We start from the raw sequence: 26,995 nt of genomic DNA, 5'->3' as shown, positions 1-26,995 counted from the left end.
GGGCGCCGTGGTCAGGACGCGCGGGTCAGACAGTGGCGGGCCAGGTGGTGCAGGGCCTCGGCGGCGTGCGCGGGCAGCAGTCCCGCCCGTTCGCCGGCCGCCAGGGCGTCCGTGGCCGCCGCCGCCCGCGCGGTGATCAGCGCCTCGACCCCGTGGCGGGCCCCGGTGCGTTCCGCGATCGCCCGGAACCGGTCGAGATCCTCGGGCCCGGTCTCCTCGCGCCGCGACAACAGGGCTTGGATCTGCCGCTGTTCGGCGTCCGTCGCCGCCCGTCGCATCAGCGCCAGCAGGACCGTCGGTTTGGCGCCGCTGAGGTCGTCCAGATTGGACTTGCCCGTGCTGTCGGGCGTGCCGAACACGCCCAGGAGGTCGTCCCGCAACTGGAACGCCTCACCGAGCGGGACACCGTAGGCGCTGAACACCTCCCGCAGCGCGGGGGGCGCACCGCCGAGCAGGGCGCCGATGTGCAGCGGGTGCTCGACGGTGTACTTGGCGGTCTTGTACCGGACGATCTTCAGCGAGCCGTCCGGATCGGCCGGGGCGGCGGGGCCCGGGCCACTGCGCAGGACCTCCAGGCACTCCCCGGCGACCAACTCCCGGGCGAGCGTCGCCCACAGGGGCCGGGCCCGGTTGAGATAGGCGCTCGGCAGCCCGCAATCGGTGAACAGCTGGCCCGACCAGGAGATCAGCAGATCGCCGGCGAGCAGGGCCAGGGCCCGCCCGGTGGCGCCCCGTCCGGTGCCGCGCGTGAGGTGGTTCCGTGGCGGGGCCAGGGCCCGGTGCGCGGTGGGCACCCGGTGGCGCAGGGCGCTGCGGTCGATGAGGTCGTCGTGGACGACGGCCGCCGCGTGCACCAGTTCCACGCCCGCCGCGGCCCGCACGACGTCGTCCCCGTCCGCACGCCCCGCCGCCCGCCAACCCCAGTAGCAGAACGCCGCCCGTAACCGTTTGCCGTGGCCGACGATCGCCCGGAGCTGTTCCCCGAACGGTTTCAACTCCGGGTCCACCGCCTCCAGGAGGGCCGTCTCGCGCCGGGCGAACGTCTCCAACTCGTGGTCGACCCTGGCCTTGAGCGCGCTCAGGGGCACGGGCGGGGCGTCCGGGACGGGTTGCCCCGCACCGGTGGCCCGCCCGGTCGCGGTGACCGTCACCGGCTCGGATGCCCGGGTGCGCGGAACCCGGCGCCCGTCGGCGCGGGCTCCTCCGCCGCACCGGCGCCGTCCGGGCCGGTGTCGCCTCCACCCGCGCCGTCCGGGCCGGTGCGTTGCCGGGCCCGGAGCGCCAGGAGCTCCAGATGTGCCGGGGCGGACGCGGTGCGCACCGGGTCCAGTCCGCTGTTGCGGCCCCGCGCGAGGAGGTCCCGCCGCACATCGGCCGTCAGCTCGCCCAGATCGGACCTGCCCAGCAGGGCGCGGACCCGACGCAACGCGTCCTCGGCGCTTTCCAGCACCAGGTCCACCGCTCCCGCCACCAGCAGGACCGCCTCGTCGGAGCGCCGCTCAGCGCCACCCGGCCCGCTCCCGTGTTCCTGTGCCATGGTCTCCCCACCCGTGCCTTTGGCCCCGTCGCCCGTTCTCACCGGGCCTCCCAGGGGCTGTTCGGGGACGAACTTCCCGCGGGCCCTGCCGCTAAGCCGGAAGTCATCCGATCTGCTGCGGAACCCTGCAACTCCCGTACACGGCAAGGAATCTCTGCTACCACGCGACCCGAGCCGTACCCTCGGCGCCCCCTCCTGCGTGGTGCACACCACAACGAGCTGCGGGAACTCGGACGCCCGTGCGCACGACTACTGCTCGATGGGCCATTCGGCTACGGGGTCGACCTCGGGGAGGCAGGCGGACATGGGGGCGCTCAGCGCGCAACGGGCGCAGGACGGCGGGACGGACGAGCGCGGTGGGGGCAGGGCACTGACCGCCCTGCTGACCGTGGCCATGGCACTGTCCATGCTGCAACTGTTCCTGCTCGGCGTCCTCGGCCCGCGCCTCATGGACGACCTGGGCGTCTCGGCGACGGTGCTGGGCCTCACCACGACGATCGGCTTCGGGACGGCCGCCGTGCTGTCTCCGGTCGGCGGCCGGGTGGTGGACCGCATCGGCCCGCGCCGGGCGTTGGTGGTGCTCCCCCTGATCACCGCCCTCGCCCTCGCCCTGATCGCGTCCGCCCCCGGCGCGGGGCTCCTGCTCGCGGCGGTCGCCCTGGGCGGACTGCCACAGGCGCTGGCCAACCCGGCGACGAACAAGGCCATCCTCGCGGTGGTGCCGCCCGCCCGACGGGGCGCCACCACCGGACTGAAGCAGTCGGGCGTCCAACTGGGCGCCTTCGCCGCCGGGTTGCCGCTCGCCGCGCTGGCCGCCTCGGTGGGCTGGCGCGGCGCGGTGTGGGCGGCGGCCGGCCTGGCCGTGCTCGTCGCAGGCTGGGCGGCGCGCGTCCTGCCGCCCGACCCCCCGCCGCCGACCACGTCGGCCGGACCCGCCCGGTTCCTCCCGCGCGGACACGTCGCATGGCTCGCGGTGTTCTCGCTCTTCCTCGGCGGCGGCATCGCCTCGGTCAACACCTATGTGACCCTGTTCGGGGACGAGCGGCTCGACCTGGGGCCGACGGCCGCCGGGGCGCTGGTCGCGGTCCTCGGGGTCGCCGGCATCGCGGGCCGCATCGGCTGGTCCAAGGCCGCCCGCCCGGACCGCGCGCACTGGCTGCCGGGCGGGCTCGCCCTCGGGTCCGTCGGCGCGGCGCTGCTCCTGGCGGCCTCGGTGCACGCGATGCCCCTGGCGTGGGTGGCGGCCGTGGCCGTCGGAGTGTTCGCGGTCTCCGGCAACGCGGTGTCCATGGTGCTCGTGATGCAGCGCGCCGCTCCGGGACGCGCCGGGCAGGACTCCGCGCTGGTCGCCGCGGGCTTCTTCGCGGGCTTCGCGGTCGGCCCCCCGCTGTTCGGGCCGCTCGCGGAGGCCGGCCACTACGGAGCGGGGTGGCTGCTGGTGGCCGCCGAGTTCACGGTCGCCGCCGGCGTGGCGTACGCCTGGGCGCTGCGTGACGGGCGGATCGCCACCGGGACCTCCTCGTGAGCGCCCCGGAGCAGGCCCTCGCCCAGGTGCTGGACCGGGTCCTGGCCACCCGGAAGGAAGTCGGGGAGCGCTTCCCCCTGTTCGCCGATCCGGACACCGGGCGGTGGACGACCACCGGCCGCGGATCGTGGACCGGAGGTTTCTGGGCCGGTCTCCTGTGGCTACGGTCCCGTTGGACCGGAGCCGAGGACGACCGTGTCGCGGCGTCGGCCGTCACCCGTCGACTGGCCCCTTGGGCGTCGGCCGACACCGTGACGCGAGGGCTCATCCTCTGGTACGGAACCGCGCTCGCCGCGGGCGACGCGGAAGCGGCGGCGCTGCGCGGGCGCGCCGCCGAAGCATGCCTCGCCGCGGTGGACCCGCGGCTCGGCATCGTGCCCTGGGGGGCGGCCCTGGGCGGCGACCGGGAGCAGGCCCGGGCGGACGGCGTGCCCGGTACGGTACAACTGCTGGCGGCTGCGGGGCCCGGGGGCGGGGCGGCGGCCGCCGCGCACCTGCACCGGCACCTGGACCTCTGCGTGGGGGACCACGGGGGCGACCCCGGTGCACCGCTGCGGCCCGCCTGGCGGCACACCGGGGCGGGGTGGGAGCCCTGCGCCGATCCACCGCCCGGGTGGAGCCGGGGCCGCGCCTGGCTCCTGCTGGCGGTCGCCGACGCCCTGGGCCGTCCCGGGGAGGCCGACTGGCGTCCGGACGGGCTGGCCGGCGCGCTGCGCCGACTCCTGACCGACGACGGCGGGCCGCTCGTGCCGCCGGCCGACGACGCCCTGCCCGACGGACCGCGCGACACTTCCGCCGCTGCGATCACCGCGGTCGCGCTGCTCAAGTTGGCCCGGGTGCCGGGGCAGGAGGCCGAGCGGCACGGGGAGCGTGCCGCGGCCATCCTGGACCGGCTGGTCGCGGATCACCTGAGCGGGGCGGGCGGGGAGCGTCCCGTGGGCATGCTGCTCGACGGGTGTTATGACGCGGAGCGCGGTACGGCGGTGCGGCACGAACTCGTCTGGGGCGACTTCTTCTTGGCGCTCGGGCTCGCGGGGCGGTGTGGGCTGGTCGACCTCGACGAGGTCTGAACGTCCCGTTCGCGGTCCGGGGTGCGGTGCGGGTGCGCGGTGGTTGCCCGCGCCGTTCCCCGCGCCCATTCGGTGCACTCATCGTGCGCTTTCGGGGCCCCTCTCCCGTTGCGTGGAATGGTGTTTTATGGCCTGCTCGATGGGTCTATACGGTCCCTTTCATGGACTGGAGATTTCAGACGGCCGAAAGGCTTGCCGCTGCCCTGCGCGCCGGTGAAGTGACGTCGGCGGAACTGACCGAGGAGACGATCGCCCGTATCGAGCGGGAGGACGGGGCGATCAATGCGATCTGCGTGCCGGACTTCGACCGCGCACGAGCCGCCGCCCGCGCTGCTGACCAGGCGCGCGCCCGCGGTGAGGACCGGCCGCTGCTCGGCATTCCGGTGACGGTCAAGGAGGCTTACAACATCGCCGGACTGCCCACGAGTTGGGGCATGCCGTTGCACCGGAACTACCGGCCGGCCGAGGACGCGGTACAGGTGTCGAGGCTCAAGGCCGCAGGCGCGGTGGTGCTCGGCAAGACCAATGTGCCCTTCGGGCTGCAAGACATCCAGAGCTTCAACGAGATCCACGGCACCACCAACAATCCCTGGGATCACGAACGCACGTCGGGCGGATCCTCCGGCGGATCAGCGGCGGCCCTGGCATCCGGATTCGGTGCGCTGTCCATCGGTTCCGACCTCGCCGGTTCGCTGCGCACCCCCGCGCATTTCTGCGGCGTCTTCGGGCACAAGCCGACACTCGGACTGGCGGCGACCCGTGGCATGACCGTGCCGCCGGCACCGCCCTTGCCGACCGAACCCGACCTGGTCGTCGTCGGTCCGATGGCGCGCAGTGCCCGCGACCTCATGCTCCTGCTCGACGTCATGGCGGGACCGGACCCGTTGACGTTCGGTGTGGCGTACGACGTGACGCTGCCGCCCGCGCGCCACGAACGGCTCCGCGACTACCGGGTCCTGGTCCTCGACGAACATCCGCTGCTTCCGACGGGGTCCGCGGTGCGGGCGGGTGTGAACCGGGTGGCCGACGCGCTCGCCGACGGCGGCGCCCGCGTCGAACGGCACAGTGCGCTGTTGCCCGATCTGACCGAAGCCGCGTTGATCTACACGCAGTTGCTGTTCTCCAGCTCCGTCGCCCGCTTTCCCGTCGAAGCGTACGAGCAGTTGCAGACCCGCGCCGCCGGACTGGATGCGGACGACCGGAGTCTCGACGCGACGCGGCTGCGCGCCATGGTCTTCAGCCATCGCGACTGGATCGAGGCGAACTACCGTCGCGAGCTCCACCGCCACGGCTGGCGGCAGTTCTTCGCCGAGTTCGACGCCGTGGTGTGTCCCGTCACGCCCACGCCCGCGTTCCCGCACGACCACGACCCCGATCCGAGGGAACGCCGGATCGACATCGACGGTGTGGAGCACCCGTACTTCGACCAGCTCGCCTGGGCCGGTGTGGCCACCATGCCCGGCCTGCCCGCCACCGCCGTGCCCGCGGGCCGGTCCCCCGAGGGCCTGCCGGTGGGGGTGCAGCTCATCGGTCCGATGTTCGAGGACCGCACCCCGCTGCGGCTGGCCGAACTGCTGGAACAGCGGATGGGCGGCTTCCAGCCACCCCAGTAGGGCCTCCACCCGTCCTCCAGGGACCTGGTCCGGTCAGGGAGCGGGCTCGGCTCGGCGGAGGGCGCGGAACACCTCCGGGGTCGTCCACCCGCGCAACGTGGCGTGAACCGTCGAGCGGAAGGCGGTCTCGGCCGTGACGGCGTCGAGGGCCCCGGCCAGTTCGAGGGTCACGAGCCCGTGCAGGGTCCCCCAGATCGACACCGCGATCGACGTCGTTTCGCCGGCGAGGACGGAGGCGGTCACGGCGCGGTCGATCGCCGTGAGGAGCGGACGGATCGGGTCCGCGGCACCGACCGCTCCCGACGGGTCGAAGGACTGCACGCCGCCGAACAGCACCGTGTACAGGTGGCTGTTCCCGCGCCCCCAACGACGGTAGGCGACGGCCAGTGCGTAGAGGTCGGCGAGGGGGTCCGCGGAGGGGCGCACCGTCGCCAGGTCCTGGAACAGGCCGGCGACGGCCCGGTCGCGCACCGCGCCGATCAGTCCGTCCTTGCCGCCGAACAACGAGTACACCGCCGTCGTCGACGCCTCCGCAGCAGCGGCCACGGCGCGGACCGTCACCGATTCCCGCGGACGGGTGGCGAGCAACTCGGTCGCGCACGCCACGAGTCGCTCCCCGACAGCCTCGTCGTTCGTTCTGGGCCTCCCCATGACCAGCAGCCTACCGTCTTTGGTAACGTCGTTTTGAAACGGCGTTCTGAAACTGTCGGAGGTTCACCATGCCCACGTCCGCCATGCGTCCGGTCCGCTTCGCCGGACGCTTACTGCTGGCCCTGGTCGCCGTCACGGCGCTCGTCGTCGTCTTCCTCGCGCTGATCGCCCTCACGGACGGAGCGGGCTCGGGGCTCGCCGCATGGCTGACGACCCTCGGATCGGGGTCCGCCCTCGCCGTGTGGCGGGGGTGGCACCGCGCTTGGCCGGCGCGGCTGGTGCCGTTCCTGCCGGTGCTGGTCGCTGCGGCGTTGACGGCATCCGTCTGCGTCCCGACCGTGTCGACGACCCGGCGGTACCCGCCCGCCCTGCCCTTCGTCACCACACAGCACTGGGACCTGGCCACCGGCAGCCGGGTGGCGGTGTACCACTACCCGCCCGCGAACGCCGGCGCCCGGCAGCCCGTCCCGCTGGTGTACGTGGGCGGCGGACCGGTCCGCGGCATCTCGGTCATCGACCACCGGTTCCTCCAACTCCTGGCGCGCCAGGGCTACGACGTCTAGGCCTACGAGCAGGCCGGCGGCGGACGAAGCGAGTTGCTCCCCATGGGGCAGTACACGATCTCCCGGTCCGTCCGCGACCTCGCCGCCTTCGCCGACCGGCTGGACGAGGGCAAGGTGGACGTCCTCGGATTCTCCGCGGGCGGGGCCGTGCTCACCCGGGCCCTGGCCGACCCGCGGGTGGCCGCACGCCTGCACCGGGCGATCATCGCCGAGCCCGGTCCCATGGACGGTCCCACCGCGCGCATCAACGGGCACAAGGGCCGTACCTCCGCACGTGACCTGGCGCCCGCTGTCTCCGGACCGCGATCGACACGCGTTCCCCGCTACGCCGTGGCGTTCGGCTTCATGCGACTCGGTCTCCTCACCCCCGACACCGGGCTGATCGGACAGGCCGAAGGTGACAACGCCTTCACCGCCGCGGACCTCGGCAGCGACACCGCGTCCGCCTACTGCGCACGCGACGCGCACCGCATCCCCGCCGAGGACACCGCACGGAACTTCTCCTTCAGCCCCGCGGCCAGCCTCCGCGTCCAGCAGACGATCAGGGACTCGCCGTCGGTCGCCCCGGGGCTGCGGCGCTCCCGGGTCCCGGCGATGCTGATGATCGCCGAGTGCTCCTCCCAGGTCCGTCAGTGGGCGACCGCGGTCCTCGCCGAGGCTCCCGCCGTCCAGCGCACTCAGTACATGCCCCGAGTCGGGCACCGCATCTGGAACGGCCTGGACGACAACAACGACCGGGCCGCCGCTGTCATCACTGCGTTCCTCCAGGACGAGCCGGCGCCCCTGCCGGACCACCCGACCCGCGAGCAGATCCCCACGTTCCTGCGCGACCGCGAATGATCACTCCGTGCGGGTGCGCGTCGGTTGCCCGCGCAGTTCCCCGCGCCCCTACGGTGCGCTTGCGCCCGGGTGCGCTGCCACGCACAGGTGCGTCCCGCTGTCGCGCAGTTCCCCGCGCCCCTGTCGGTGCGCCCCAGTCGGCGTGCGCTGCTCCTGTGCGGGTGCGCTGTGGTCTCGCGCAGTTCCCCGCGCCCCTGAGGGGGCACGCCTCGCCGTCGCACATCCGCCCGCCCGCCAGGGCGTACCCCCACAAGACGCCGCCCGCCCACCCGGGCGTACCCAGGGGGCGCGGGGAACCGCGCGAGCAACCACGACGCACCCGCACAGGAGCAGCGCACGCTCGCCCAGGACGCACCGACAGGGGCGCGGGGAACTGCGCGAGCAACCACAGCGCACCCGCAGGGACACCGCGGGCAACCCGCTACGGACCCGCAGGAAGAGCGAACGCGCCGCCGGAACCGAAGACGAGCCGCGCAAAGTTCGCGGCAATGCGCTCGTGCCCCGCCGCATCCGGATGCAGCCGGTCGGGCAACGGCAACTCGACGTGGTCCGCCTCACCGTAGAGGTCCCGACCGTCGAGGTAGTACAGGTGAGGATCCTCAGCACCCCGCTCCGCGACGACCCGAGCAAGCACCTCACGGATGACACCGAGCGTCAACCGCCCCGCAGCGCGTTCGGCCGGGTCACCCGAAGCCCGGAACCGCACCGCGCCGTCGGCCCCGAAGTCGTACACCAGCGGCCCGGGCGTGTCCTCGTGGATCGGGCACAGGACGGCGGAGACGACCAACAGGGGCGTGGTCGGGTGCCCTTCGCGCAGGGTGTCCAGGAAGCCGTGGACGGCCGGAGTGAAGGCGCGCAGGCGCATCGCGTCCGTGTTGACGAGGTTGATGCCGATCTTGACGCTGATCAGGTCCGCGGGCGCGTCCCGCATCGCGCGGGCGGTGAAGGGGTCGAGCAGCGCACTGCCGCTGAAACCCAGGTTGACGAGTTCCACGCCGCCCCGGGCGGCGGCCAGGGCCGGCCAGATGGCGGTCGGACGGGTGGCGCTCGATCCGTGGCTGATGGAGCTGCCGTGGTGCAGCCACACCCGGCGCCCACCGGCCGGGGCCGGTTCGACGGGGGCGTCGGTGCGCAGCGCGATCAGCTCGGTGACCTCGTTGTGGGGGAGCCAGACCTCGATGTCCTTGGTGCCCGGGGTCAGTCCGACGAACCGGGCGGTGCCGGGTGGCCCCTCGGCCAGTTCGACGGACCCGGTGGCCGGGTCGACCGTGCGGACCCGGCCACCGGGCACCGTGGCCCGACCCGCGGGGCGACCGTCGACCAGGAGGTCGTACACGCCGTCCGCGGGCGTCGGGAGCCCGCGGTAGGCGCGTTTGGTGGGGAGGGCGTCCAGCTCGACGGTGGTGGCCCGGGTGCGGAACACCAGCCGCACGCCGGACGGTTGGGCCTCGGCGACGGCCAGTTGTTCGTCGGGGATCTGCCGGCGGGCCGCAGCGGGCAGTCGGTGCGGCAACAGTCCGTGCACCGTGCGCTCCACGTCGAGGGCGCCGCGCAGCAGGTCCGCGGTGACGGGGGTGGTGATCAGGTCGTGCTCGTGGTCCATTGACTCGGTCAGCCCGTTCGATCGCAGGGTCGGGTGAGGGGCGGGGAGCAGCGGCGGCTCAGCACGCGGCCCGGCCGCGCAGCAGGGTGTCGAGGGAGTCCACGATCCAGGTCCAGGACTGCTGCGGGTCGACGTCGGTGTGGCTGAAGCTGCCACTGGCCTCCAGGCTGATGTAGCCGTGGAAGACGCTGCCCAGCATCCGTACCGCGTGGGTCTCGTCCTCTTCCGCCAGGTCGTAGCCCCGCAGGATCGCCCGTGTCATCTGCGCGTGCCGCACACCGGCACTGGCCGCCGCCGTCTCGGGGTCGAGCCTGAGACGGGCGGCGGCGTAACGGCCGGGGTGCTCCGCGGCGTAGCCGCGGTAGGCGTCCGCGAACGCGGCGAGCGCGTCCTTGCCGGCCCGGCCGGCCAGGGCGGCGGCGACCCGGTCGGCGAGTTCTTCGAGTGCGAACAGGGCGATCCGGGTCTTGAGGTCCTGGGAGTTCTTCAGGTGTGAGTACAGACTCGCCACCTTGACGTCGAACTGGCGGGCGAGCGCGGAGACCGTCACCTGGTCGAAGCCGACCTCGTCGGCCAGTTCCGCCCCCGCGCGCGTCAGTCGTTCCAGGGTGACCCCTGCTCGAACCATTACCGTCCTCCCATTTGGCGATTACTGTTATGCATTTGCCTAAAAGGTGTAGGCAAATGAGCCTATCGCCAAGAGGCGGGTCAAGCCAGCGGACGGCCTGTCGAGTGGCCTTGTCTCAGACGGCTTCCGCGACTCCGACGGTGCCCGCGGTCTCGGCCCTCGTCTCGGCCCTGGCCCCGGCTGCGGCCCCGGCCTCGACGGCGGCCGTTGCGGGCGCGTAGTCGCGCAGTACGCGACGGGCCACCGAGGTGATGTGCAGTTCGTCCGGGCCGTCCAGGATGCGGGCGGCCCGCCCGGTGCGCAGCAGTGCGGGCAGCGCACTGTCCGGCCCCAGCCCCGCGGCGCCGTGCACCTGGATGGCGGCGTCCGTCACCTGCTGGAGCATCCGGGCCGCCGCCACCTTGGCGAGTCCGACCTCGGTGCGGGCGTCCCGCCCGGCGTCGATCAGCGCCACCGCCTCGTGTACCAGGGGACGGGTCGTGCGCAGGGCGAGCAGTGCGTCGAACACGTGCTGCTGGACGAGTTGGTGCCCGGCATGCGGACCCCGTGACCCGGTCCGGGTGACGGCCCGCTCGCACATCAGGTCGAAGGCTCGCTGAGCTTGGCCCAGCCACCTCAAACATCGCAGGGTGCGCCCGAGTTGGAGCCGTTCCCCCGCAATGGCGAGGGCCTGCCCCGGCGCCCCGATCACATGGTCGGCGGGCACGGTGACCCCGTCGAGGGCGATCTCCCCCTGCCCCGCCGCGCCGAGCACGGTCAGCTCCCGGACCTTCCGGAAACCCGGGGCGGTGGTGGGCACCAGGAGCAGGGAGAGGCCGTCGCGGTCGCCCGGTGCCCCGTCGGTGCGGGCGAGGACGGTGACCAGGTCCGCGTGCTGGACCCCGGTGACGAACCACTTGCGGCCGGTGACCCGCCAACTCCCGTCCCCCTGCTGCTCCGCACGCGTACCGGTGCCGAACGGGTCGGTTCCCGGGACCTCCGGCTCCGTCATCGCGTACGCACTGCGCAGTTCCCCGGCCACCAGTCGTTTCAGATAGCGGTCCCGGAGGGCGGGTGCCCCGTGTCGGGTCAGCATGCGCACGTCCAGCAGGGTGGCGGAGCCCAGAGCGGCCGGGCCGTGGTCGCTGGCACCCTCCGCCTCCGCCCACTGCGCGTACCGGCCGAACGCCAGCCCGCCGCCGCCGAGTTCCTCCGGCAGGGGCAACGCCCACAGTCCCGACTCCCGGGCCGCCTGGCGCAATTGCGCCAACGCGGCCGTGGCGGCGGGCCCGCCCGTGTCCAGTACGGGTTCCTGGGGGATCACCTGCATGCGGACGAACCGGTCGATCTCCTCCCGCACGTGGGTCACATCACGGGGGGAATGCGGGTAATTGACGCTTGTACGGTCTTGACTCGCCATGTCTTTCCTCTACCTGCCGGGAACCTTGGGGAACGTCTGTCCGACTGTCTCTCCGTGGAACGGGTCGGGCGCGAGCCCCGCCGAGTTCCCCGCGATCGACACGACCTCGGGCACGGCCGTCGCCGCGCCCGGAGAGGAGAGACATGGCCTCACGCGTCACCACGAGGGTGGGCAAGCCACTCGACGCGCTCCGCTTCGACACCTCGGGGCCGCCGCAGATCATGGACGTCGTCGCCGACCACCTGCGTCGCCTCGGCGCCCACGCCGACCCCTCCGGGCCGTGGGACACGGCGAGCGGCCGGGTGGTGCTGTCGGGTGACGGCTTCGCCCCGGTCCTCGCCCGCGCGCTGTGGGCCGCGCCCGACAGCGGACTCGTCGACGAGGCCACCGTCCAGGCGGCCACCGGAGTGATGGCCGTGCACGGCCGTCGCGATGGGACCCCGCGCGGACTGGCCGTCGACTGGCTGGCCACGGTGACCGGCGTCCTCACCGTCCAAGGGCTCCTCGCCACGATGCTCGGCCAGGTCCGGGGCGGCACGGCCGACCGGGTCACCACCTGCGCCGACCGGGCCGGCCTGCTCACCGTCTCCCAGTACCTCGCAGCAGCCGACGTGGAGGAGGAGGAAGCCACCGAACTCTCCCCGGGCGGACCGCCGTTCACCTCCGAAGACGGTGTCCTCTTCGAGCTGGAAACCCTGGACCCCGGTGCCTGGGCCGCCTTCTGGCGGGCGCTCGAAGCCCCCGGTGACGCGATCCGTGCGGGCTGGCGGCCCTTCCAGTTCCGCTACGCCACCGCCTGCGCGCCCTTCCCGCAGGCCCTGCACGCCACCACCCGGGCCCACGGCTTCGACGGGATACGCAGGGCCGCCGCCCTCGCCGGAGCGGACGTCTGTCGGCTGCGCACGCTCAAGGAACGGGCCGCGGAACACGACGGAGCCGACCCGTGGAAGCTCACCCCGCTCGCGGCGGGCGGCCCCCGTGACACCGGGAGCCCCACTCCCGAGCGACCGTTGGCCGGGATCACCGTGCTGGAGGCGGGCCGCAGGATACAAGCCCCGCTCACCGCACACCTGTTGGGCCTCCTGGGCGCCGAGGTCATCCGGATCGAACCCCCGGGCGGCGACCCGCTGCGCGGCATGCCCCCGGCTTGCTCCGGGATCTCCGCCCGCTGGCTCGCCCTCAACCGGGGCAAGCAGGCCGTCGAGATCGACATCAAGGACCCGGCCGACCGGCTGCGGCTGCGGGACCTGGCGTCCCGGGCGGACGTCTTCCTGCACAACTGGGCCCCCGGCAAGGCGGCCCAACTCGGCCTGGACTCAGACGACCTGAGCCGGGCCAACCCCGCGCTCGTGTACGCGTACACCGGTGGGTGGGCGGACCGTGTCGACGACCCGCCGATGGGCACCGACTTCATGGTCCAGGCCCGGACCGGGGTCGGCGAGGCGGTACGTCCCGAGGGCGAGGCTCCAGCTCCCAGCCTGATGACCCTGCTCGACGTGCTCGGCGGCCTCCAGGGCACCGAAGCGGTCCTCGCCGGCCTGCTGATGCGCGAGCGCACCGGTCGGGGCGTGCGCGTGGACTCCTCCCTCCTCGGTGCGGCCGACACCCTGACCGCCCCCGCCCTGCGCCGGGCGGCCGAAGGCGGCGACCCCCGGCAGCCGGAGGGCTTCCGCCGCCCCCTGCCCACCGCGGACGGCTGGGTCGCCCCGAGCGACGACAGCGCAGCCGCCGCGGCCGGGCACGACCTGACCGGGCTCACCACGGACGACGCCCTGAACCGGCTGCGCGCGCAGGGTCTGACCGCCGCGCGGGTCACCACTGACCTCGCCGACCTGCGCGACGACCCCCGCTTCCCCGGCTCGATCGGCCGAGACGCGCACGGCGCCCCCACCGTTCCCGAACCCTGGAGCTTCGCATGAGCATCGAAATGCACGATCTGCTGCCCGCCGAACTCCGCCGGTCCTGGGCGACCGACGGGACGACACCCGACCTCGATCTGTACAGCCTCTTCCGGGCCCGGATGATCGCCGACCCGCACCGCACCGCCGTCATCGACGGCAAGGGAAAGTTCTGTTACACCGCACTCGACCGCAAGGTGCGATGTCTGGCCGCCGGCCTCAGAGACCTGGGCATAGGCCCGGGCGACGTGGTCGGCGTCCAGCTGCCCAACCACCGCACCGCGGTCATCGCCGACCTGGCGCTCGCCGCCCTCGGCGCGGTGGCCCTGCCCTTCCCGGTGGGCCGTGGCAGCCGTGAGGCGGAGTCCCTGTTGCGGCGCGCGCAGGCCGTGGCCGTCATCGCGGCCACCGAGCACCGGGGCGCCCAGCACGCCGCGGACCTGCACGCCCTCGCCGCCGAACTCCCCGCCCTGCGCCACGTCATCGCCGCGGGAACGGGCACCGCCCCCGAGGGGACGATCCCCCTGTCGCAGCTGACCCGGTTCGACGCCACCGGATTCGTCCCGTACCGGCCCGACCCCGACAGCGCGGCCCGCATCCTGGTCTCGTCCGGTTCCGAGGCCGAGCCCAAGATGATCGCCTACTCGGCCAACGCCCTCGCGGGCGGGCGCGGCAACTTCCTCGCCTCGCTCATCCCCGGTGACACCCCGCCGCGTTGCCTGTTCCTGGTGCCACTGGCCTCCGCCTTCGGCTCCAACGGCACCGCCGTCACCCTGGCCCGCCACGGCGGCACCCTGGTGCTGATGGACCACTTCACCCCCGAAGCCGCCCTCGCGGCGATCCGGGAGCACCGGCCGACGCACGTGCTCGGCGTCCCCACCATCGTCCGGATGATGCTCGACCGCCTGGAGGGCGAGACGGCCGGCGCCGACGCGACGGACGGCGAGCCGCTGCCCGCGCCGACGGCGCTCATCCTCGGCGGCGCCCCGCTCGACGAGCCGACCGCCGCCGCGGCGGCCGAGGCGTTCGGCTGCGCGGTCGTCAACCTCTACGGCTCCGCGGACGGCGTCAACTGCCACACCGGTCTGGCGCAGCGCACCCCGCCCACCAACGCCTCCGGCGTGGTCGCCGGGCGCCCCGACCCCCGGGTCGCCGACATCCACGTCACGGACCCCGACACCCACGAGCCGCTGCCCGACGGCTCGACCGGGGAGATCGTCGCCCGTGGGCCGATGACCCCGCTGTGCTACGTGGGGTCACCGGAGCTGAACGCCCGCTACCGCACCGCCGACGGCTGGGTGCGCACCGGTGACCTCGGCTTCCTGGACGAACAGGGCGTGCTGCACGTCGTCGGACGGCTGAAGGACGTCGTCATCCGGGGCGGCGCCAACATCAGCCCTGCCGAGGTCGAACGCGAACTGCACTCCCACCCGCAGGTGCGCGACGTGGTGTGCGTGGGCGTGCCCGATCCGCTGATGGGCGAGCGCCTCGCGGTGTGCGTGGTGCCCCGCCCGGGCCAGCACCCCACCCTCGACTCCCTCACCGACCACCTGGCCCGGTTGAACGTCGACAAGCGCAAGTTCCCCGAGCGGCTGCTCGTCGTCGAGGAGCTGCCGCTGACCCCGGCAGGCAAACCCGACCGGGCGACCTTGCGCGAGCGCGCCAGCATCGGCGCCTCGGCGGTCCGTTCGAGCTCGCCCCTGGTCCGCGCCGGCTGACCCGGACGGCTCGCCGCCTTCCACTCCGCCGCACCCGGCCGCGCAGACGCGCGCGGCCGGGTGCGGCCGTTGCGGCTCAGGAGGCGTCCACGGCCTTCTTCCAGTCGGCCGCCGCGTCCCGGTACACCTTCAACAGGTCGAGGTCCCCGTCCGGGTAGTTGGCGATGTCCACCTGACGCGCACCCGAGCCGGGCAGCACCTCACCGCTGGACATGTGGGCGTTGCCGAGCACCAGATCGGGCTTCTTCGCCGACAGGTCGGCGAGCTGCTTCGGGGAGACCGCCTCGGGCCCGTACGTGCCGACCGTGTCGGCGCCGGCCATCTTCGCCGCCCAGGTGGTGAACACCTGGCTGACCACGGTCGGCCGCTTCCCGCCCGGCCAACCGGCCTTGAGGTCCTTGCCGAGCCGCGCGTACTCGGTGTCGAACTCCTCGTTCCAGGTGGCGCCCGCGCTCTCGGTACCGAACAGCCCGGCCAACCGCTCGACCTCGGCCCGCACCTTGGCCGCGTCGTTGTCGAGCCCCACCTCGATGAGCTTGGCCTTGGACCCCGCGGCCTCCTTGATCTTCTCCGCATACGGTTCGAAGGCCGCGTACAGCACGAAGTCCGCCGATGCGACCGTCGTCAGGTCCGAGGGCTTGGGGTCGTAGTCGGGCGCGTGGCCCACCGAATGGGGCACCAGCACCTTGACGTCTTCGGCGCCGGCCGCCTTGGCGAAGGCACCCTCCCAGGTGGTGGTCGCCACCACCTTCGCGCCGCCCCCACCGCCTCCACCGCTCCCGTCAGTCTCGGAGTCCTCGCCGCAGCCGGTGACCAGGGCGAGGACGGCGCTGAGTGCGAGGAGGGGGCTCAGGACGCGGAAGGCCCTGCCGGAACGGACGGAACCGCCGACGCGTTCGGGGCGCCCGGCAGCGGCAGAACCGACGTCTCGGGCTGCGAGGGCGTCGGGGCCTGCGGGGCCTGCGGGGATACGGACTCGGGTGAGCGCCATGAGCGGCTGCTCCGTTCGGGTAGGAGTTGGACGGCGAGGACGACGGCCCCCGCGGTCAGGACGAGGACCGGGCCGGGAGGCCAGTCCAGCCAGAGGGCCAGGAGGAACCCCGTCACGTTGACGGTGACGCCGATCGCCATCGCCCACAGCACGATCGACTTCAGGGACTTGCCCAGCCGGTGCGCGGCGAGTGCGGGCAGCAGGGTGAGGGCGTCGACCAGCAGGGCGCCGGTGAGGGTGATCGCGCCGGCGACCGACACCGCCACCAGGACCAGCAGGACCAGGGTCAGGGACCCCACCGCAACCCCCGAGCACTGGGCGAGTTCACGGTCGTGGAGCAGTAGCGCCAGGTCCCTGCGGCGCCACCAGAACAGTGCGGGCACCACCACGGCGAGCGAGCCGAGGACGACCAGGTCGATCGTGCCCACGGACAGGATGGAACCCCAGAGCAGACTGAAGGCGCCCGAGGCGTTGACACCGGAGACGGCGAGCAGCAGCAGGGCCGCCGCGATCGCCAGGCTCATCAACAGGCCCATCGCACCGGACAGTCCGCTCGGCGTGCGGGCCAGCGGGGTCACCGCCGCACCCGACAGGGCGCAGGCCACCAGGGCGCACACCATGGGGTCGAGTCCGGTCATCAGCCCGACGGCGATGCCGAGCAGTGCGACGTGCATCATCGCGAACCGCACTGGCATGATGTCGAGGCCCACGATGATCACACCGATCACCGGCAGCCCGACGGACGCCAACAGCAGCGCGAACCCGGCCCGTTGCACGGGGACCAGTTGGAGCAGGGCGCCCACGTCGGCGGCGAGGTTCACCGGACCTCCCGCAGCTGTCCGGCCGCCATCTCCAACACCCGGTCGCAGCGCGCGGCCAGGGTCCGGTCGTGGGTCACCACGACCAGCGTCACGGGCAGCGAGGTGAGGACGTCCGCGGCCTCTTCCTGGCCGTCGAAGTCGAGGGCGGCGGTGGGTTCGTCGGCCAGCAGCACCTGGGCACCGGCGGCCACGCATCCGATGGCCCGGGCCAGGTACATCCGCTGCAACTGGCCGCCCGACAGGGTGTGCAGGGGGCGCCCGACGAGTGCGCCGACACCGAGCCGTCGGGCGCCGTCCGCGGCGTCGTCGGGGGCTTCGCTGCTGGCGAGGAGTTCCTCGCCGAGCAGGGGGAAGCGGCCGGCGGCGGGCTTCTGCGGAATCCAGGCGCAGGTGCGTCGACGCCAACTCCAGTCGGCCGCGCTCTGGGTGCTCCGCCCGCCGACCAGGACCGTTCCGCTCACCTGGCGGTGCAGGCCGAGGACGGCCCGCAACAGGGTCGTCTTCCCCGAACCGTTGGTGCCGGTCAGTGCCACGCGTTCACCTGCCGCGATCTCCAGATCGACGCCCGTCACCGCCTCGACGCGGCCGTGACGGCATGTCACTTTTTGCATGCGCACATCAAGTCCGCCCATCCTCTGCCCTTTCACGTTCCCCACCCGGGGTGGGGAGGACTTCGCCACACTCACCCGCAGTAGTCGGATCGCCGGGGAGGGAAGTTCCCGCCAACCGGCGAAAAATGTCTTCGGTGATCGTCCAACGGCCCGTGCGCCGTCCGGTCACGGTCGCCCCCGCCCGGCCGTCCGGAGGGTGCGCCGGGGCCTGAACACGACCTCCGGATGCTCGTCGCGCCCGGGGGAGCACTACGGAATGTGATCACCCTCGATCCGAGAGCGACCTCGTCAACGGGCCCCTTGACGTGCCCTTCGGCGCCGCGGTGCACCAGACCCCGGCCGTCCGCGCACACCGACGAGCGCCCTGCGTCGGACGATTCCGAGGCGGGCGGGGCGGAACGGGACCGCGGCGCCAGGCCGGGCCCGGTCAGTGGGTCAGCGAGTCAGCGGGCGCCGGCTCCGGGTGCCGTGCGACAGGGGGGAAGCGGCCCGCAGCCGCATTCCGTTGCCCACCACCAGCAGCGTGCTGACCGCCATCGCAGCCGTGGCGACCACCGGATGGAGCAGCCCCAACGCCGCCGCCGGCACCGTGACGACCGTATGACCGAACGCCCAGACCAGATTGGTCTGGATCGCGGCGTGCGCGTCCCGCACGAGCCGCACCGCGTCCGGCACCGTCTCGATCCCGCCGCCGGGCAGCGTGACGTGGGCCGGGCCGTCCGCCCTGGTGGAAGCCCTGGGCGAAGCTCCGTTCGAGGTCCCGTTCGGAGCCCCGTTCGAGGTCCCGGTGTCGCCCAGGGCGATGCCCAGGTCCGCGGCCCGCAGCGCGTCCGCGTCCCGCCTCGGGTCACCGACGAAGGCGACCCGACGCCCCTCGGACCGGAGCCCTCGCACCAGTTCGGCCCTGTCCGCGGCGGAACACCCGGAGTGCACCGTCGTGACGCCGAGGTCCGCGGCCGTCCTGCGCGCCACCTCCGCGTCCTCCCCGGTGACCAGCACCGGCTCCATGCCGAGGCGCCGCAACCGGTCGACCGCCCGGAAGCTCCCCGTCCGCACCGACGTCCCGGCGCCCCCCGCGGCCGGGGCCGGCTCGTCGACGAGCACCCCGCTCCCGTCCAGGACGACCGTGTCCACGTCCCGCAGTGACTCCAGGTCGACCGGGTCCCGCAACACGACCTCCAGGCGCGCCGCCCGGTCGGTCGCCGCCAACAGCGCCACCGGCCCCGCCAGGGCCAGCGCGGACGGGCAGCCCACCGCCAACACCGCCACCGCCGCGGCGATCGCCTCCTCGGCGTCCGCTCCGCTCCCGAGCCAGAAGCCCAGCGTGCCCGTCGCCAGCGCCAGCACCACGGGCACCAAGGCCCGGGCCACCCGTTCCGCCAGCCGCGGTACGGAGTCCGCTGCGTCCCCGCGGGGCGGCTGGGCGGCGCCGCCCCGGGCCCGCTCCTCCAGGAGCCGTCCGGACAGTGCGGCCAGCGGCACCCCCACGGTCACCGCGAGGTACAGCGCCGCGGTGCGCCCGTCCTCGGGGGGTGCGAGGGCGAACGGCACCCGGGTGTCCGGCCGTCCGGCACCGCCCAGGAACAGTGCGTACGCCGACCAGCCGAAGGAGGCGACCACGGCCAGCGACACCAGGGCGTCCAACGCGGCCACCGACCGTCGCGGCGCGCGCACCGCGGCCAGGTGGAACGGCGCGGCTCCCCAGACGGCCACGGGTGCGGCGAGCACGAAGCACAGCCACTGCCAGTTCCGGAACTGGAGGACGGGCAGCATCGTCATGAGCAGGACCGGCACCGACAACCACACCGTGACCAACAGCCGTTGCTGCTCGACCTCCGCCGGGTCCGGCCGACCCGAGCCGGCCGGGCCGGACCGGTCGCGGGGCAACTCGGCGGTGTACCCCAGGCGTGCGACGGCGGCCATCAGATCGGCGGGCGTGACCTCCGGGGGATGGGAGATCCGCGCCCGCCCGGTGGCCAGGTTCACCGTGGCGCTGACCCCGTCCAGCTTCGCGAGGCGCTTCTCCACCCGGCCCACGCACGCGGCGCAGGTCATGCCGCCGACGATCAGGACGGTGGTGCCCGGCGCCGGGGCGGTGGTACCCGTCGCCATCAGTGCCCGCCGGAGTGGGGGTCGCCGTACGGGTCGGAGCCGCCTCCGGTCGGGGTGGGCTCCTCGCCGTAGGGGTCACCGCCGCCCGGACCGGTTTCGACCCCGCCGGAGCCGGCCGGCTCTTCCCCGTGCGTGCCGGAGTCGTCGGAGTGGACCCAGGGAGCGACGGGGCCCACCACGGATCCGACGGCGTACGAGGCGGTGAACACCGCGCCGAGCAGCATCAGGAACGCGAGGAGCTTCCGGGGGGGCACCCAACTGCGGGGGCCCTCCGAGGAACGGGGGTCGGCCATCGCCACTCCAGGGACGGGACCGCACACGGGTCAGCACGGTGCGGTGACAGGGACATGTGGGGGGTGAGAAAGGGGCGTGCGGGGGAGAGGGGAGCGGGGCCGGTGCGCCGTGCGCACGGACCGCCCGCACATGCTGGCACGGCCGGGGACCGGATGCCGCCCGGCGTCGCCCTTTCCCGGGCGTGACGATTGTCGCCGGCCGGCCCGGGAACCCGCGGGCCCGTCGCTGCGACCACCTGGAGATGGGGCGCGGGTCCCCGTCGCCCTCTGCGCGCCCGGTGATGGTGCCCGCAGGGCGCTCGGAAACTCCGTCCCTTTCAGGTCGACTTGGCGCGAGCAATCCCGAAGCGATTGGTCTGTACCAGAGTGGTGCCGGAGTGTCCGGACGGGGAGTGGCGGGGTGGCGGGGGACTCCGGGGCTCCGGTTCCGTTCCTTCGCGGGTGGTCGGCTTCGATGCCCGCTGGCCTGCCCCGAGGGGCGTGCGTCCACGTCCGGAACTCCTTCCGGCCGCGGAGCTGACGGGGCGGTGGAATCGTCCGCTCCGTTCCGGTCGGCTCGCGTCCGGATGCGGCGGTCGGGGTGCCCGCCCGTCCGCGCGGGTGTGCGGGGGCGAACGGAGCGGGCCCGGGGTGGCCGGAACGGGCCGGTGTGCGCGAGGGGCCGTCACGATCCCTTCGCACGGTGTTCATCCAGTGGTGGACGTGTCGCCGAACTCCCGGAATCGACACCGTGTCGACACGACTGGTTCGCACGCCCGTCGCGCTGGCGCTGTGTCATGTCCTCATGGGAAAAGGCGAGGTGGGCTCCCTGACGGTCCGTTCGGCCCTGCTGTCACCGGGTTCCGGGGTGGCCCCCCGGGGGTGGGTGGTCCACCTCCCCGCACCCCCCGGACCGGACTGCATGCCATATACATGAATAGGTGGGGGAGTGCCCGGTAATGCCGCGACTGTCCCGGTGCGGGGTGTGCCTTGCAGGGGCCGCGGACACTTGCGTGTGGGATGTGCCCCGCTGGTACAGTGTGTGATCTTCATAGTGGGCTGACGGCGCGTTGGAGCGCCAGGGGGAAAGTCAGCCGAACGGGCCCCGTCCCGGAGGAACGTTCTCCGGCCTGGACGGCACGGCCCGCGGCCCCATGGGCTGCGGGGGTGCCCCGGGCGGAGGAGACAGCGACCGCTTCCCCCGGGATGCCACTCGAAGAGAGTCTCATGACGTCATTTGTGCAGGACCCGTTCTTCTGGGTCCTGGTCGCCGTGGTACTGGCCGCCTTCGGCGGGGTGGTACGCGCACGGCAAACCAACATCGGTCTGCGCAGACGCAACGCGAACCTCGTTGCCGAGAACGAGGCGTTGCTCCAGCAGCGCAACGAACTCGGCGCGGCGCACAGCGGCCTGCGCAACCAGCACATCAGCGAACTCGCGGAGGTCCGCAAGGACGCGGAGGAGGAGACCAAGGCGGTACTGAAGGCGGCGATGCGCACCCTCCAGGGGCTCGCCGACGAACAGCAGATCGTCATCGACAAGGTTCAGAAGAAGTACGGCGACGACCCCGGGATGCTCGCCGACCTGATGGCGATCGACCACACCAACAGCCAGTTCGGGCGCCGCGCCCAGGGCATCGCCGTGCTCTGCGGAGGCTGGCTGGGACGCCGCGAGACGGTCGCTTCCGTCTACGACGTGGCCCGCAGCGCGCAGGGGCGAATACGCCAGTTCGACCGAGTGCAGATCCACGCCCAGGCGAACTTCTCCCTGGTCAGCAAGGTCGTCGAGCCGGTGGCCGTCGTCCTCGCCGAACTGCTCGCCAACGCCACCAACTACTCCGCCCCGGGCGCCCCCGTCGAGATCAACATCCAAGCGGTGCCCAAGGGCGTGTGCCTCATCGTCGACGACGCCGGCCTCGGCATGGGGCAGGAGGAGAAGGACCGGGCGTCCGCCCTCCTCTCCCCCCGGGAGCCCATCCACATCTCCGGCCTCGGCAACCCGCCCCAGTTCGGGTTCGCGGTCTCCGGCATGCTCGCCTCCCGCTACGGGTTCAAGGTCTCCGTCGACTCGGTGTCCCCCTACGGAGGTGTCCGCGCGGTGATCCTTCTCCCCGACGAACTCCTCACCAGCGACGTGCCGTCCCCCGCGGTGGACGCCGACCACGGTCTGAGGGACAGCGTTCCCGTCATCCGGCAGCGCCGGGCCGGCACCGAGGGCCGGTCCGCGCAGCCCACCCCGCTCTTCGCCGCGCTACCCGGCTCCGAAGCGGTGCCCACGGTGCGCGGCACCACCGCCGGTGGTCTGCCCAAGCGCCGCCGCCAGCGTTCCGTCGCGGTGGTACCGGAGCCCACGGAGACCGCCGAGGTGCCCAGGAGCCAGGAGGAGACGGCCTCCCTGCTGGGTGCGTTCCAGCGCGGTACGCAGTCCGGACGCGACACGACGACCACCACGGAAGGACCTGACCACCAGTGAACCCCGATCTGTCGTGGGTGCTCAATGACGTGCTCCAGGTGCGCGGGGCACGACACGCGATCCTCGTCTCGGCCGACGGCCTCCTGCTGGAACACTCCAGCGCGATCGGACGGGACGACGCGGAGACCGTCGCCGCCGCAATGAGCTCGATGCAGTCGTTGAGCCGGGCCGTCGCGCCGTTCATTGGTACCGGGACCACCGGCCGTTGGCGCCAGACCCTGCTGGAGTACGAGGACGGCTGGATCTTCCTGATCGCCGCGGGCAGCGGCGCCTACCTCGCCGCCGCGACCTCGGCGGACGTGGACATGGAGGCCATGTCGTTCCGGATGCAGCAGCAGGTCGGAGCGCTCGGCAAGGCGATGACCTCGCCGCCGCGCCAGAACGCCGGCAGCGACATATGACCGCGCCCGGCGAGGAACAGTCGGTCACCAGCGGGTTCATCCGTTCGTACGTGATCACGGGCGGGCGCGACCTGCCCGATGCGGACGAGCTGTCCCTGGTCACCCTGGTGACCATCGCCCAGGACCGGACGCCACCCACGCGGCCCAGCCCTGAGGTGAGCGCCATCTGGAGCCTGTGCACCGGCGGCTACCTGTCGGTCGCCGAGGTCGCCGGCCGCCTCGGGCTGCCCGTCGGGGTGGTCCGGCTGCTGTTGACCGACCTCGCGGACCAGGGCCACCTGCTCCGCCGGGCGGCGCCACCCGCCGCCAAGCTCGTCGACCGGAAGATCCTCGAAGAGGTGTTGCATGGACTTCAACGCCGGTTCGGCTGAGAGCGTCTACGTGCCGGAAGCGGTCGTCACGGCCGCGAAGATCCTCGTCGTCGGCCACTTCGCCGTGGGCAAGACGACGTTCATCGGCACGTTGTCGGAGATCACCCCGCTGCGCACCGAGGAGAAGATGACGCAGGCGTCGGCGCACGTCGACGACCTGCGGGGGGTCACCGGCAAGGAGACCACCACCGTCGCCCTGGACTTCGGGCGGCTCACCCTGAGCGAGGAACTGGTGCTGTACCTCTTCGGTACGCCCGGTCAGCAACGCTTCATGCAGCTGTGGGAGGACATGGCCCGGGGCGCGCTGGGTGCGCTGCTCCTGGTCGACCCGTCGCGGTTGCACGAGTCGTTTCCGGTCATCGACCTGATCGAGAAGTACGGCCTCGAATACGCCATCGCGGTCAACAGCTTCGAGCAGGACAACCGGCATGCCGAGGAGGAGCTGCGCGAAGCGCTCGATCTGCTGCCGCACACGCCGGTCGTCTTCTGCGACGCGCGGGACCAGAAGTCGTCGGCCCAGGCACTGATCACGCTCGTCCAACACCTGCTCGCGCGAGCGAACTGACCCCCCACGCACTTCAGTCATCCACCTCCCGGGGCCCCCGCGGCCCCGGGATCACCCCGAGGACCAACGCATGGATGCACAGACGGGGTCCACCCCGCTCTCACCTCCCCCCGGGTGCCCTATGCACCAGCAGCCGCAGCAGCCGACCCCGCTGTACGGCGCGGACTTCGCCGCCGACCCCGCGCGGTTCTATGACCACATGCGGACCCAGGGACCCGTGGCACCGGTCGAGTTGGCCCCCGGAGTGGAAGCCACCCTGGTCATCCAGCACGAGGCCGCCCTGCGCGTGCTCCAGAACCCGGCCCTGTTCGTCCGCGACTCCCGTCGCTGGCGGGCGCTGAACGAGGGGCGCGTCCCGATGGACAGCCCCGTCCTGCCGATGATGTACTACCGCCCCAACTGCCTCTTCTCGGACGGCTCCGAGCACCTGAGGCTGCGCAAGGCCGTCACCGACAGCCTCGCCAAACTGAACCTCACCCGGCTAGGCCGGGACGTGGAGCGGATAGCCGACTACCTCATCGACCGGTTCAGTGAACGCGGGACCGCGGACCTCCTGAACGACTACGCCAAAGTCTTGCCCCTGCTGCTGTTCAACCAGTTGTTCGGCTGCCCCGGTGACCTCGGCGACCGGCTGATGCGGGACCTGGCGGACCTCTTCGACGGACAGGACGCCGTCCGCGCCAACGAGGACATGACCGCCTGCCTGCTGGAGTTGGTGGCCCTCAAGCGCCGTCAGCCCGGTGAGGACATCACCTCGTGGTTGGTCCAGCACCCGGCGGGCCTGACCGACGAGGAACTGAAGGACCAACTCGTCACCCTGATCGGCGGCGGTGTCGAGCCGGAGCGCAACCTCATCGCGAACGCGTTGCTCCTGCTGCTGTCCCCCGAGGCCCGCTCCACGAGCGGCCGGGGCGCCGGACTCCTGGTCGAGGACGCCCTCGACCACGTCCTGTGGAACAACTCGCCCATCGCCAACTACGCGACGCACTTCCCGGTGCAGGACATCGCCCTCGGTGACATCACCCTCACCGCCAACGACCCGGTGGTCATCAGCTTCGCCGCCGCCAACACCGACCCCTCGTTGACGGACGCGCGGCTCACCCTCAGCAAGGGCGCTCACTTGGCCTGGGGTGCCGGACCGCACTCCTGCCCGGCGAAGTCACCGGCCCGGATCATCGCGCTCACCGCGATCGAGCGGCTCCTCAACGCCCTTCCCGACCTGGCGTTGGCCATCCCCGAGGAGAAGCTGGAGTGGCGGCCGGGGCCCTTCCACCGGGCCATGGCGTCCCTGCCCGTGCTCTTCAGCCCCGCCCCAGCCCGCCGCGTCCCGCAGGCACAGCCTGCGGCCCCCGTCGCCCCCGCTCCCCCGGGGGCACCCGCGACCCACACCCCGCACCAGGAGGAGGGCACCCGCAAGCAGAAGGGGTGGTGGAGCTCCTTCCTCGACGTGTTCCGGATGTAGCGCCGAGGGCCGAGCCGAGAACGACGCGCAACGGCCCGCCCGGCGACCCGCCTGCTCCCGAAGGGGAGGACCTACATCGGTGGTGTCGCCGGCGGTGGTCCGAGGGTCGTGGTGCCGGGGGCGGAACGGTGCCCGAGCCCGGTCCGGTACGCGTCGAGCGCCGCCTCCGTCCGTCCGGACCGCCGCAGCAGGTCCCCGAGGAGCCGGCACAGGTCCGCGAGATCACCCGCCGCACCCGCGTGCTCCAACAGCGCCAGTGCCCGTACGTAGTGCTCCTCGGCGGCCTCGGTGTCGCCCCGCCGCTGCGCCATGAGCCCGAGCAACCGGTGCGCACCGGCCGCGTGGACCGAGCCCCGCCCGGGGCTGAGCCCGCCGAGCAACTCCCGCAGCAACGCCTCGGCTTCGTCGTCCTTGCCGCGTCGGTGCAGCACCCCCGCCAACTCCACGCCCACCTGGTGGGTGTACAGCCGGGCGCGCCGGGCCGCCAACATGTCCCGTGCGGTGCGCAGTTCGGCCTCGGCCCGTGCGAGGTCACCGGCGTCGCCCTCGTCCGGGGCGTCCGTGTCCGCGCGCTGGGCGTGCACGTATCCGCGCATCCAGTGGCACAGTGCGAGTTCACCCTGGATCTGGAGCTGCTGGTAGTACGCGGCGGCCTTGGCGAGGGACGCGTCCGCCTCGTCCGAGCGGCCTTCGGCGATCAGGGTACGGGCCACTCCCCGGTGCATCCGGGCGATCAGGGCCGGATCGGACACCCGGGGCGCGAGGGCGAGCGCCAACTCAGCCGCCTGCGCGGCCCGTGCATGGGCGCCGAGGTCCATGTACGGGCCGATGGCCGCGGTGTACAGCAGCACCAGCGCATCGGGGTCGTGCAGCCCGGAGGCGTTGAGTTCGTCGAGGGCGTTCTCCAACAAGTAGCAGGCGTAGCGCAGTTCCCCGGCCAGGAGATGGGCGATGGCGCGACCCCGAACGGCCGGTACCCGCTTGGTCAGGGGCTCACCGAGCGCGCCGAGCAGCCGCTCGGCCGCCTCGAAGTGCTGGCGTGCGGCGTCGAGTTCACCGGTCTCCAGAGCGCACTGACCGAGACCCACCAGTGCGTTGGCCCGCTCGGGCTCACAGCCGTGCCGTGCGGCCTCCTCGGCGAGCGCGGTGTAGAGCGCGCTCGCATCGGAGGGGTCCTCGGTGGCGAGGACGCGCTGTGCCTCCGTGAGCCGCAGTCGCAGTCCGGTGGCGAGGTGGGCGGGCCGCCCGGTGGCCAACTCCTCGTAGCTGGTGCCGAGCCGCGCCGCGAGGTGTCGCAACGCCTTCTCGGAAGGACGGACCCGCCCGGCCTCCAGGGTGGAGACGTACGCCGCGGTGTACGCCGGCTCCGCCAACTGGCGTTGGGTCAGACCGCGGTCCGCCCGCAGCCGGTGGACCCGCCGGCCGATGGCCCGCGCCGAGGAGCCGTCCGGTTCGACATCCGGCGCACCGGGGGAGTCGACCGGCCCGGTGACCCCGGAGTCCCGCCCGGCCCGGGTGAGCCGGGGCCGTCCACTGCTCTGCCGCTCCGTCACCGGGGACCCCCTCCGCCGCGCTGATCGTCCGGTCCGGCACCGCCGCCCCGGGTCGCCCCTGAATTTCGCCGCCCCGGAGATCTTGCGCCGGGCGCCCGGCAATTCTAAGTTAATCCGCGAGTCAAGGGCGGTTAACAAAGCACTTAACCACCCTTGCGGCTCCTGGACCCCTGCGGGTGCCGCACTCATCGCCCGACCCGGCTCCGCCCCGGCCCCACCTGGTCCGGAGCGGGTGGGGGGGGGCCCCCACCCCGGGGCGCCCCCCCGCCCCCCCCCCCCCCCCCCCCCCCCCCGCCCCACCCGCACCCGCCCCCGGAGA

General features: G+C 73.1%; 24 protein-coding genes. 12 read left to right on the top strand and 12 right to left on the bottom strand.

The annotated features are described in order from the left end of the window. Window positions 1-11: 11 nt before the first annotated feature. Window positions 12-1,151, bottom strand: a complete 1,140-nt coding sequence (locus tag ACFV88_RS10360) for a polyprenyl synthetase family protein (RefSeq protein WP_385488262.1) — start codon at window positions 1,149-1,151, stop codon at window positions 12-14. Next, entirely contained in the window at window positions 1,148-1,537 is a 390-nt protein-coding gene (locus ACFV88_RS10355) for a hypothetical protein (protein WP_385488259.1), read from the bottom strand. Before ACFV88_RS10355 ends, ACFV88_RS10360 begins: the two co-directional genes overlap by 4 nt. A 304-nt stretch (window positions 1,538-1,841) precedes the next feature. On the opposite strand from ACFV88_RS10355, the gene ACFV88_RS10350 reads away from it, so the two are divergent. The 3 genes from ACFV88_RS10350 to ACFV88_RS10340 all read left to right on the top strand — a co-directional run bounded on the left by ACFV88_RS10350 (window position 1,842) and on the right by ACFV88_RS10340 (window position 5,745). Beyond that, on the top strand, window positions 1,842-3,062 hold the full coding sequence (locus ACFV88_RS10350; RefSeq protein WP_385488256.1) for an MFS transporter: 1,221 nt from the start codon (window positions 1,842-1,844) through the stop codon (window positions 3,060-3,062). Then, window positions 3,059-4,132 (top strand): sugar ABC transporter permease, encoded by a 1,074-nt coding sequence (locus tag ACFV88_RS10345; RefSeq protein WP_385488254.1) that lies wholly within the window; start codon window positions 3,059-3,061, stop codon window positions 4,130-4,132. Before ACFV88_RS10350 ends, ACFV88_RS10345 begins: the two co-directional genes overlap by 4 nt. A 161-nt stretch (window positions 4,133-4,293) precedes the next feature. After that, window positions 4,294-5,745: an amidase gene (locus ACFV88_RS10340; protein ID WP_385488251.1), complete on the top strand. Its 1,452-nt coding sequence runs from the start codon at window positions 4,294-4,296 to the stop codon at window positions 5,743-5,745. Window positions 5,746-5,778: 33 nt separating this feature from the next. Here the strand turns inward: ACFV88_RS10340 and ACFV88_RS10335 are convergent, their stop codons facing one another. Beyond that, window positions 5,779-6,396 carry a TetR/AcrR family transcriptional regulator gene (locus tag ACFV88_RS10335; RefSeq protein ID WP_385488248.1) on the bottom strand — a complete coding sequence of 206 codons (618 nt, stop codon included), beginning with the start codon at window positions 6,394-6,396 and terminating at the stop codon, window positions 5,779-5,781. 68 nt (window positions 6,397-6,464) lie between these two features. Here ACFV88_RS10335 and ACFV88_RS10330 point away from each other — a divergent pair, with 68 nt between their 5' ends. After that, window positions 6,465-6,959, top strand: a complete 495-nt coding sequence (locus ACFV88_RS10330) for a hypothetical protein (RefSeq protein ID WP_385488245.1) — start codon at window positions 6,465-6,467, stop codon at window positions 6,957-6,959. Between the two features lie 42 nt (window positions 6,960-7,001). Continuing rightward, entirely contained in the window at window positions 7,002-7,799 is a 798-nt protein-coding gene (locus tag ACFV88_RS10325; protein ID WP_385488242.1) for an alpha/beta fold hydrolase, read from the top strand. A 421-nt stretch (window positions 7,800-8,220) separates the two neighbouring features. Here the strand turns inward: ACFV88_RS10325 and ACFV88_RS10320 are convergent, their stop codons facing one another. The 3 genes from ACFV88_RS10320 to ACFV88_RS10310 all read right to left on the bottom strand — a co-directional run bounded on the left by ACFV88_RS10320 (window position 8,221) and on the right by ACFV88_RS10310 (window position 11,378). Next, window positions 8,221-9,402, bottom strand: coding sequence for an SGNH/GDSL hydrolase family protein (locus ACFV88_RS10320; RefSeq protein ID WP_385488239.1), 1,182 nt, complete (start codon window positions 9,400-9,402; stop codon window positions 8,221-8,223). Between the two features lie 58 nt (window positions 9,403-9,460). Then, the gene (locus ACFV88_RS10315) at window positions 9,461-10,030 is read right to left on the bottom strand and encodes a TetR/AcrR family transcriptional regulator (RefSeq protein WP_385488236.1); all 570 of its coding nucleotides are present in this window, start codon (window positions 10,028-10,030) and stop codon (window positions 9,461-9,463) included. A 115-nt stretch (window positions 10,031-10,145) separates the two neighbouring features. Further along, complete coding sequence (locus ACFV88_RS10310; protein ID WP_385488233.1) at window positions 10,146-11,378, bottom strand: acyl-CoA dehydrogenase family protein; 1,233 nt, start codon at window positions 11,376-11,378, stop codon at window positions 10,146-10,148. 194 nt (window positions 11,379-11,572) lie between these two features. On the opposite strand from ACFV88_RS10310, the gene ACFV88_RS10305 reads away from it, so the two are divergent. Beyond that, window positions 11,573-13,348 carry a CoA transferase gene (locus ACFV88_RS10305; protein WP_385488230.1) on the top strand — a complete coding sequence of 592 codons (1,776 nt, stop codon included), beginning with the start codon at window positions 11,573-11,575 and terminating at the stop codon, window positions 13,346-13,348. Then, window positions 13,345-15,045, top strand: a complete 1,701-nt coding sequence (locus tag ACFV88_RS10300; protein ID WP_385488227.1) for a class I adenylate-forming enzyme family protein — start codon at window positions 13,345-13,347, stop codon at window positions 15,043-15,045. Before ACFV88_RS10305 ends, ACFV88_RS10300 begins: the two co-directional genes overlap by 4 nt. Window positions 15,046-15,121: 76 nt before the next feature. On the opposite strand, the gene ACFV88_RS10295 is transcribed toward ACFV88_RS10300, so the two are convergent. The 5 genes from ACFV88_RS10295 to ACFV88_RS10275 form a co-directional block, all read right to left on the bottom strand. Then, on the bottom strand, window positions 15,122-15,898 hold the full coding sequence (locus tag ACFV88_RS10295; protein ID WP_385488689.1) for an ABC transporter substrate-binding protein: 777 nt from the start codon (window positions 15,896-15,898) through the stop codon (window positions 15,122-15,124). After that, the gene (locus ACFV88_RS10290; RefSeq protein WP_385488225.1) at window positions 15,895-16,857 is read right to left on the bottom strand and encodes a metal ABC transporter permease; all 963 of its coding nucleotides are present in this window, start codon (window positions 16,855-16,857) and stop codon (window positions 15,895-15,897) included. The genes ACFV88_RS10295 and ACFV88_RS10290 overlap by 4 nt, the downstream gene beginning before the upstream one ends. Next, entirely contained in the window at window positions 16,854-17,489 is a 636-nt protein-coding gene (locus tag ACFV88_RS10285) for a metal ABC transporter ATP-binding protein (RefSeq protein WP_385488222.1), read from the bottom strand. The genes ACFV88_RS10290 and ACFV88_RS10285 overlap by 4 nt, the downstream gene beginning before the upstream one ends. Window positions 17,490-17,903: 414 nt before the next feature. Continuing rightward, on the bottom strand, window positions 17,904-19,580 hold the full coding sequence (locus tag ACFV88_RS10280) for a heavy metal translocating P-type ATPase (protein WP_385488219.1): 1,677 nt from the start codon (window positions 19,578-19,580) through the stop codon (window positions 17,904-17,906). Then, entirely contained in the window at window positions 19,580-19,873 is a 294-nt protein-coding gene (locus tag ACFV88_RS10275; protein WP_385488217.1) for a hypothetical protein, read from the bottom strand. Before ACFV88_RS10275 ends, ACFV88_RS10280 begins: the two co-directional genes overlap by 1 nt. A 1,206-nt stretch (window positions 19,874-21,079) precedes the next feature. On the opposite strand from ACFV88_RS10275, the gene ACFV88_RS10270 reads away from it, so the two are divergent. The 5 genes from ACFV88_RS10270 to ACFV88_RS10250 all read left to right on the top strand — a co-directional run bounded on the left by ACFV88_RS10270 (window position 21,080) and on the right by ACFV88_RS10250 (window position 25,123). Continuing rightward, window positions 21,080-22,324: an ATP-binding protein gene (locus ACFV88_RS10270; RefSeq protein ID WP_385488214.1), complete on the top strand. Its 1,245-nt coding sequence runs from the start codon at window positions 21,080-21,082 to the stop codon at window positions 22,322-22,324. Beyond that, window positions 22,321-22,725: a roadblock/LC7 domain-containing protein gene (locus ACFV88_RS10265; protein WP_385488211.1), complete on the top strand. Its 405-nt coding sequence runs from the start codon at window positions 22,321-22,323 to the stop codon at window positions 22,723-22,725. Before ACFV88_RS10270 ends, ACFV88_RS10265 begins: the two co-directional genes overlap by 4 nt. Beyond that, the gene (locus ACFV88_RS10260; protein WP_385488208.1) at window positions 22,722-23,096 is read left to right on the top strand and encodes a DUF742 domain-containing protein; all 375 of its coding nucleotides are present in this window, start codon (window positions 22,722-22,724) and stop codon (window positions 23,094-23,096) included. The genes ACFV88_RS10265 and ACFV88_RS10260 overlap by 4 nt, the downstream gene beginning before the upstream one ends. Then, window positions 23,071-23,661 (top strand): ATP/GTP-binding protein, encoded by a 591-nt coding sequence (locus ACFV88_RS10255; RefSeq protein ID WP_385488205.1) that lies wholly within the window; start codon window positions 23,071-23,073, stop codon window positions 23,659-23,661. The genes ACFV88_RS10260 and ACFV88_RS10255 overlap by 26 nt, the downstream gene beginning before the upstream one ends. 70 nt (window positions 23,662-23,731) lie before the next feature. Next, complete coding sequence (locus tag ACFV88_RS10250; protein WP_385488202.1) at window positions 23,732-25,123, top strand: cytochrome P450; 1,392 nt, start codon at window positions 23,732-23,734, stop codon at window positions 25,121-25,123. A 71-nt stretch (window positions 25,124-25,194) separates the two neighbouring features. Here ACFV88_RS10250 and ACFV88_RS10245 read toward each other — a convergent pair whose 3' ends face one another. Then, the gene (locus ACFV88_RS10245; protein WP_385488687.1) at window positions 25,195-26,550 is read right to left on the bottom strand and encodes a helix-turn-helix domain-containing protein; all 1,356 of its coding nucleotides are present in this window, start codon (window positions 26,548-26,550) and stop codon (window positions 25,195-25,197) included. Between the last annotated feature and the right edge of the window lie 445 nt (window positions 26,551-26,995).

The sequence above is a fragment of the Streptomyces sp. NPDC059816 genome (genome assembly GCF_042732055.1).
Lineage (GTDB): Bacteria > Actinomycetota > Actinomycetes > Streptomycetales > Streptomycetaceae > Streptomyces.
The sequence above is the reverse complement of the archived record's forward strand: the minus strand, read 5'-3'. Positions and strand labels throughout refer to the sequence as shown.

Excerpts from the sequence above, each read along its gene's own strand:
- ACFV88_RS10355 (WP_385488259.1), bottom strand. The coding sequence starts at position 1,537 with ATGGCACAGGAACACGGGAGCGGGCCGGGTGGCGCTGAGCGGCGCTCC.
- ACFV88_RS10350 (WP_385488256.1), top strand. The coding sequence starts at position 1,842 with ATGGGGGCGCTCAGCGCGCAACGGGCGCAGGACGGCGGGACGGACGAG.
- ACFV88_RS10340 (WP_385488251.1), top strand. The coding sequence starts at position 4,294 with ATGGACTGGAGATTTCAGACGGCCGAAAGGCTTGCCGCTGCCCTGCGC.
- ACFV88_RS10335 (WP_385488248.1), bottom strand. The coding sequence starts at position 6,396 with ATGGGGAGGCCCAGAACGAACGACGAGGCTGTCGGGGAGCGACTCGTG.
- ACFV88_RS10330 (WP_385488245.1), top strand. The coding sequence starts at position 6,465 with ATGCCCACGTCCGCCATGCGTCCGGTCCGCTTCGCCGGACGCTTACTG.
- ACFV88_RS10325 (WP_385488242.1), top strand. The coding sequence starts at position 7,002 with ATGGGGCAGTACACGATCTCCCGGTCCGTCCGCGACCTCGCCGCCTTC.
- ACFV88_RS10320 (WP_385488239.1), bottom strand. The coding sequence starts at position 9,402 with ATGGACCACGAGCACGACCTGATCACCACCCCCGTCACCGCGGACCTG.
- ACFV88_RS10315 (WP_385488236.1), bottom strand. The coding sequence starts at position 10,030 with ATGGTTCGAGCAGGGGTCACCCTGGAACGACTGACGCGCGCGGGGGCG.
- ACFV88_RS10305 (WP_385488230.1), top strand. The coding sequence starts at position 11,573 with ATGGCCTCACGCGTCACCACGAGGGTGGGCAAGCCACTCGACGCGCTC.
- ACFV88_RS10300 (WP_385488227.1), top strand. The coding sequence starts at position 13,345 with ATGAGCATCGAAATGCACGATCTGCTGCCCGCCGAACTCCGCCGGTCC.
- ACFV88_RS10285 (WP_385488222.1), bottom strand. The coding sequence starts at position 17,489 with ATGGGCGGACTTGATGTGCGCATGCAAAAAGTGACATGCCGTCACGGC.
- ACFV88_RS10280 (WP_385488219.1), bottom strand. The coding sequence starts at position 19,580 with ATGGCGACGGGTACCACCGCCCCGGCGCCGGGCACCACCGTCCTGATC.
- ACFV88_RS10275 (WP_385488217.1), bottom strand. The coding sequence starts at position 19,873 with ATGGCCGACCCCCGTTCCTCGGAGGGCCCCCGCAGTTGGGTGCCCCCC.
- ACFV88_RS10270 (WP_385488214.1), top strand. The coding sequence starts at position 21,080 with ATGACGTCATTTGTGCAGGACCCGTTCTTCTGGGTCCTGGTCGCCGTG.
- ACFV88_RS10260 (WP_385488208.1), top strand. The coding sequence starts at position 22,722 with ATGACCGCGCCCGGCGAGGAACAGTCGGTCACCAGCGGGTTCATCCGT.
- ACFV88_RS10255 (WP_385488205.1), top strand. The coding sequence starts at position 23,071 with ATGGACTTCAACGCCGGTTCGGCTGAGAGCGTCTACGTGCCGGAAGCG.
- ACFV88_RS10250 (WP_385488202.1), top strand. The coding sequence starts at position 23,732 with ATGGATGCACAGACGGGGTCCACCCCGCTCTCACCTCCCCCCGGGTGC.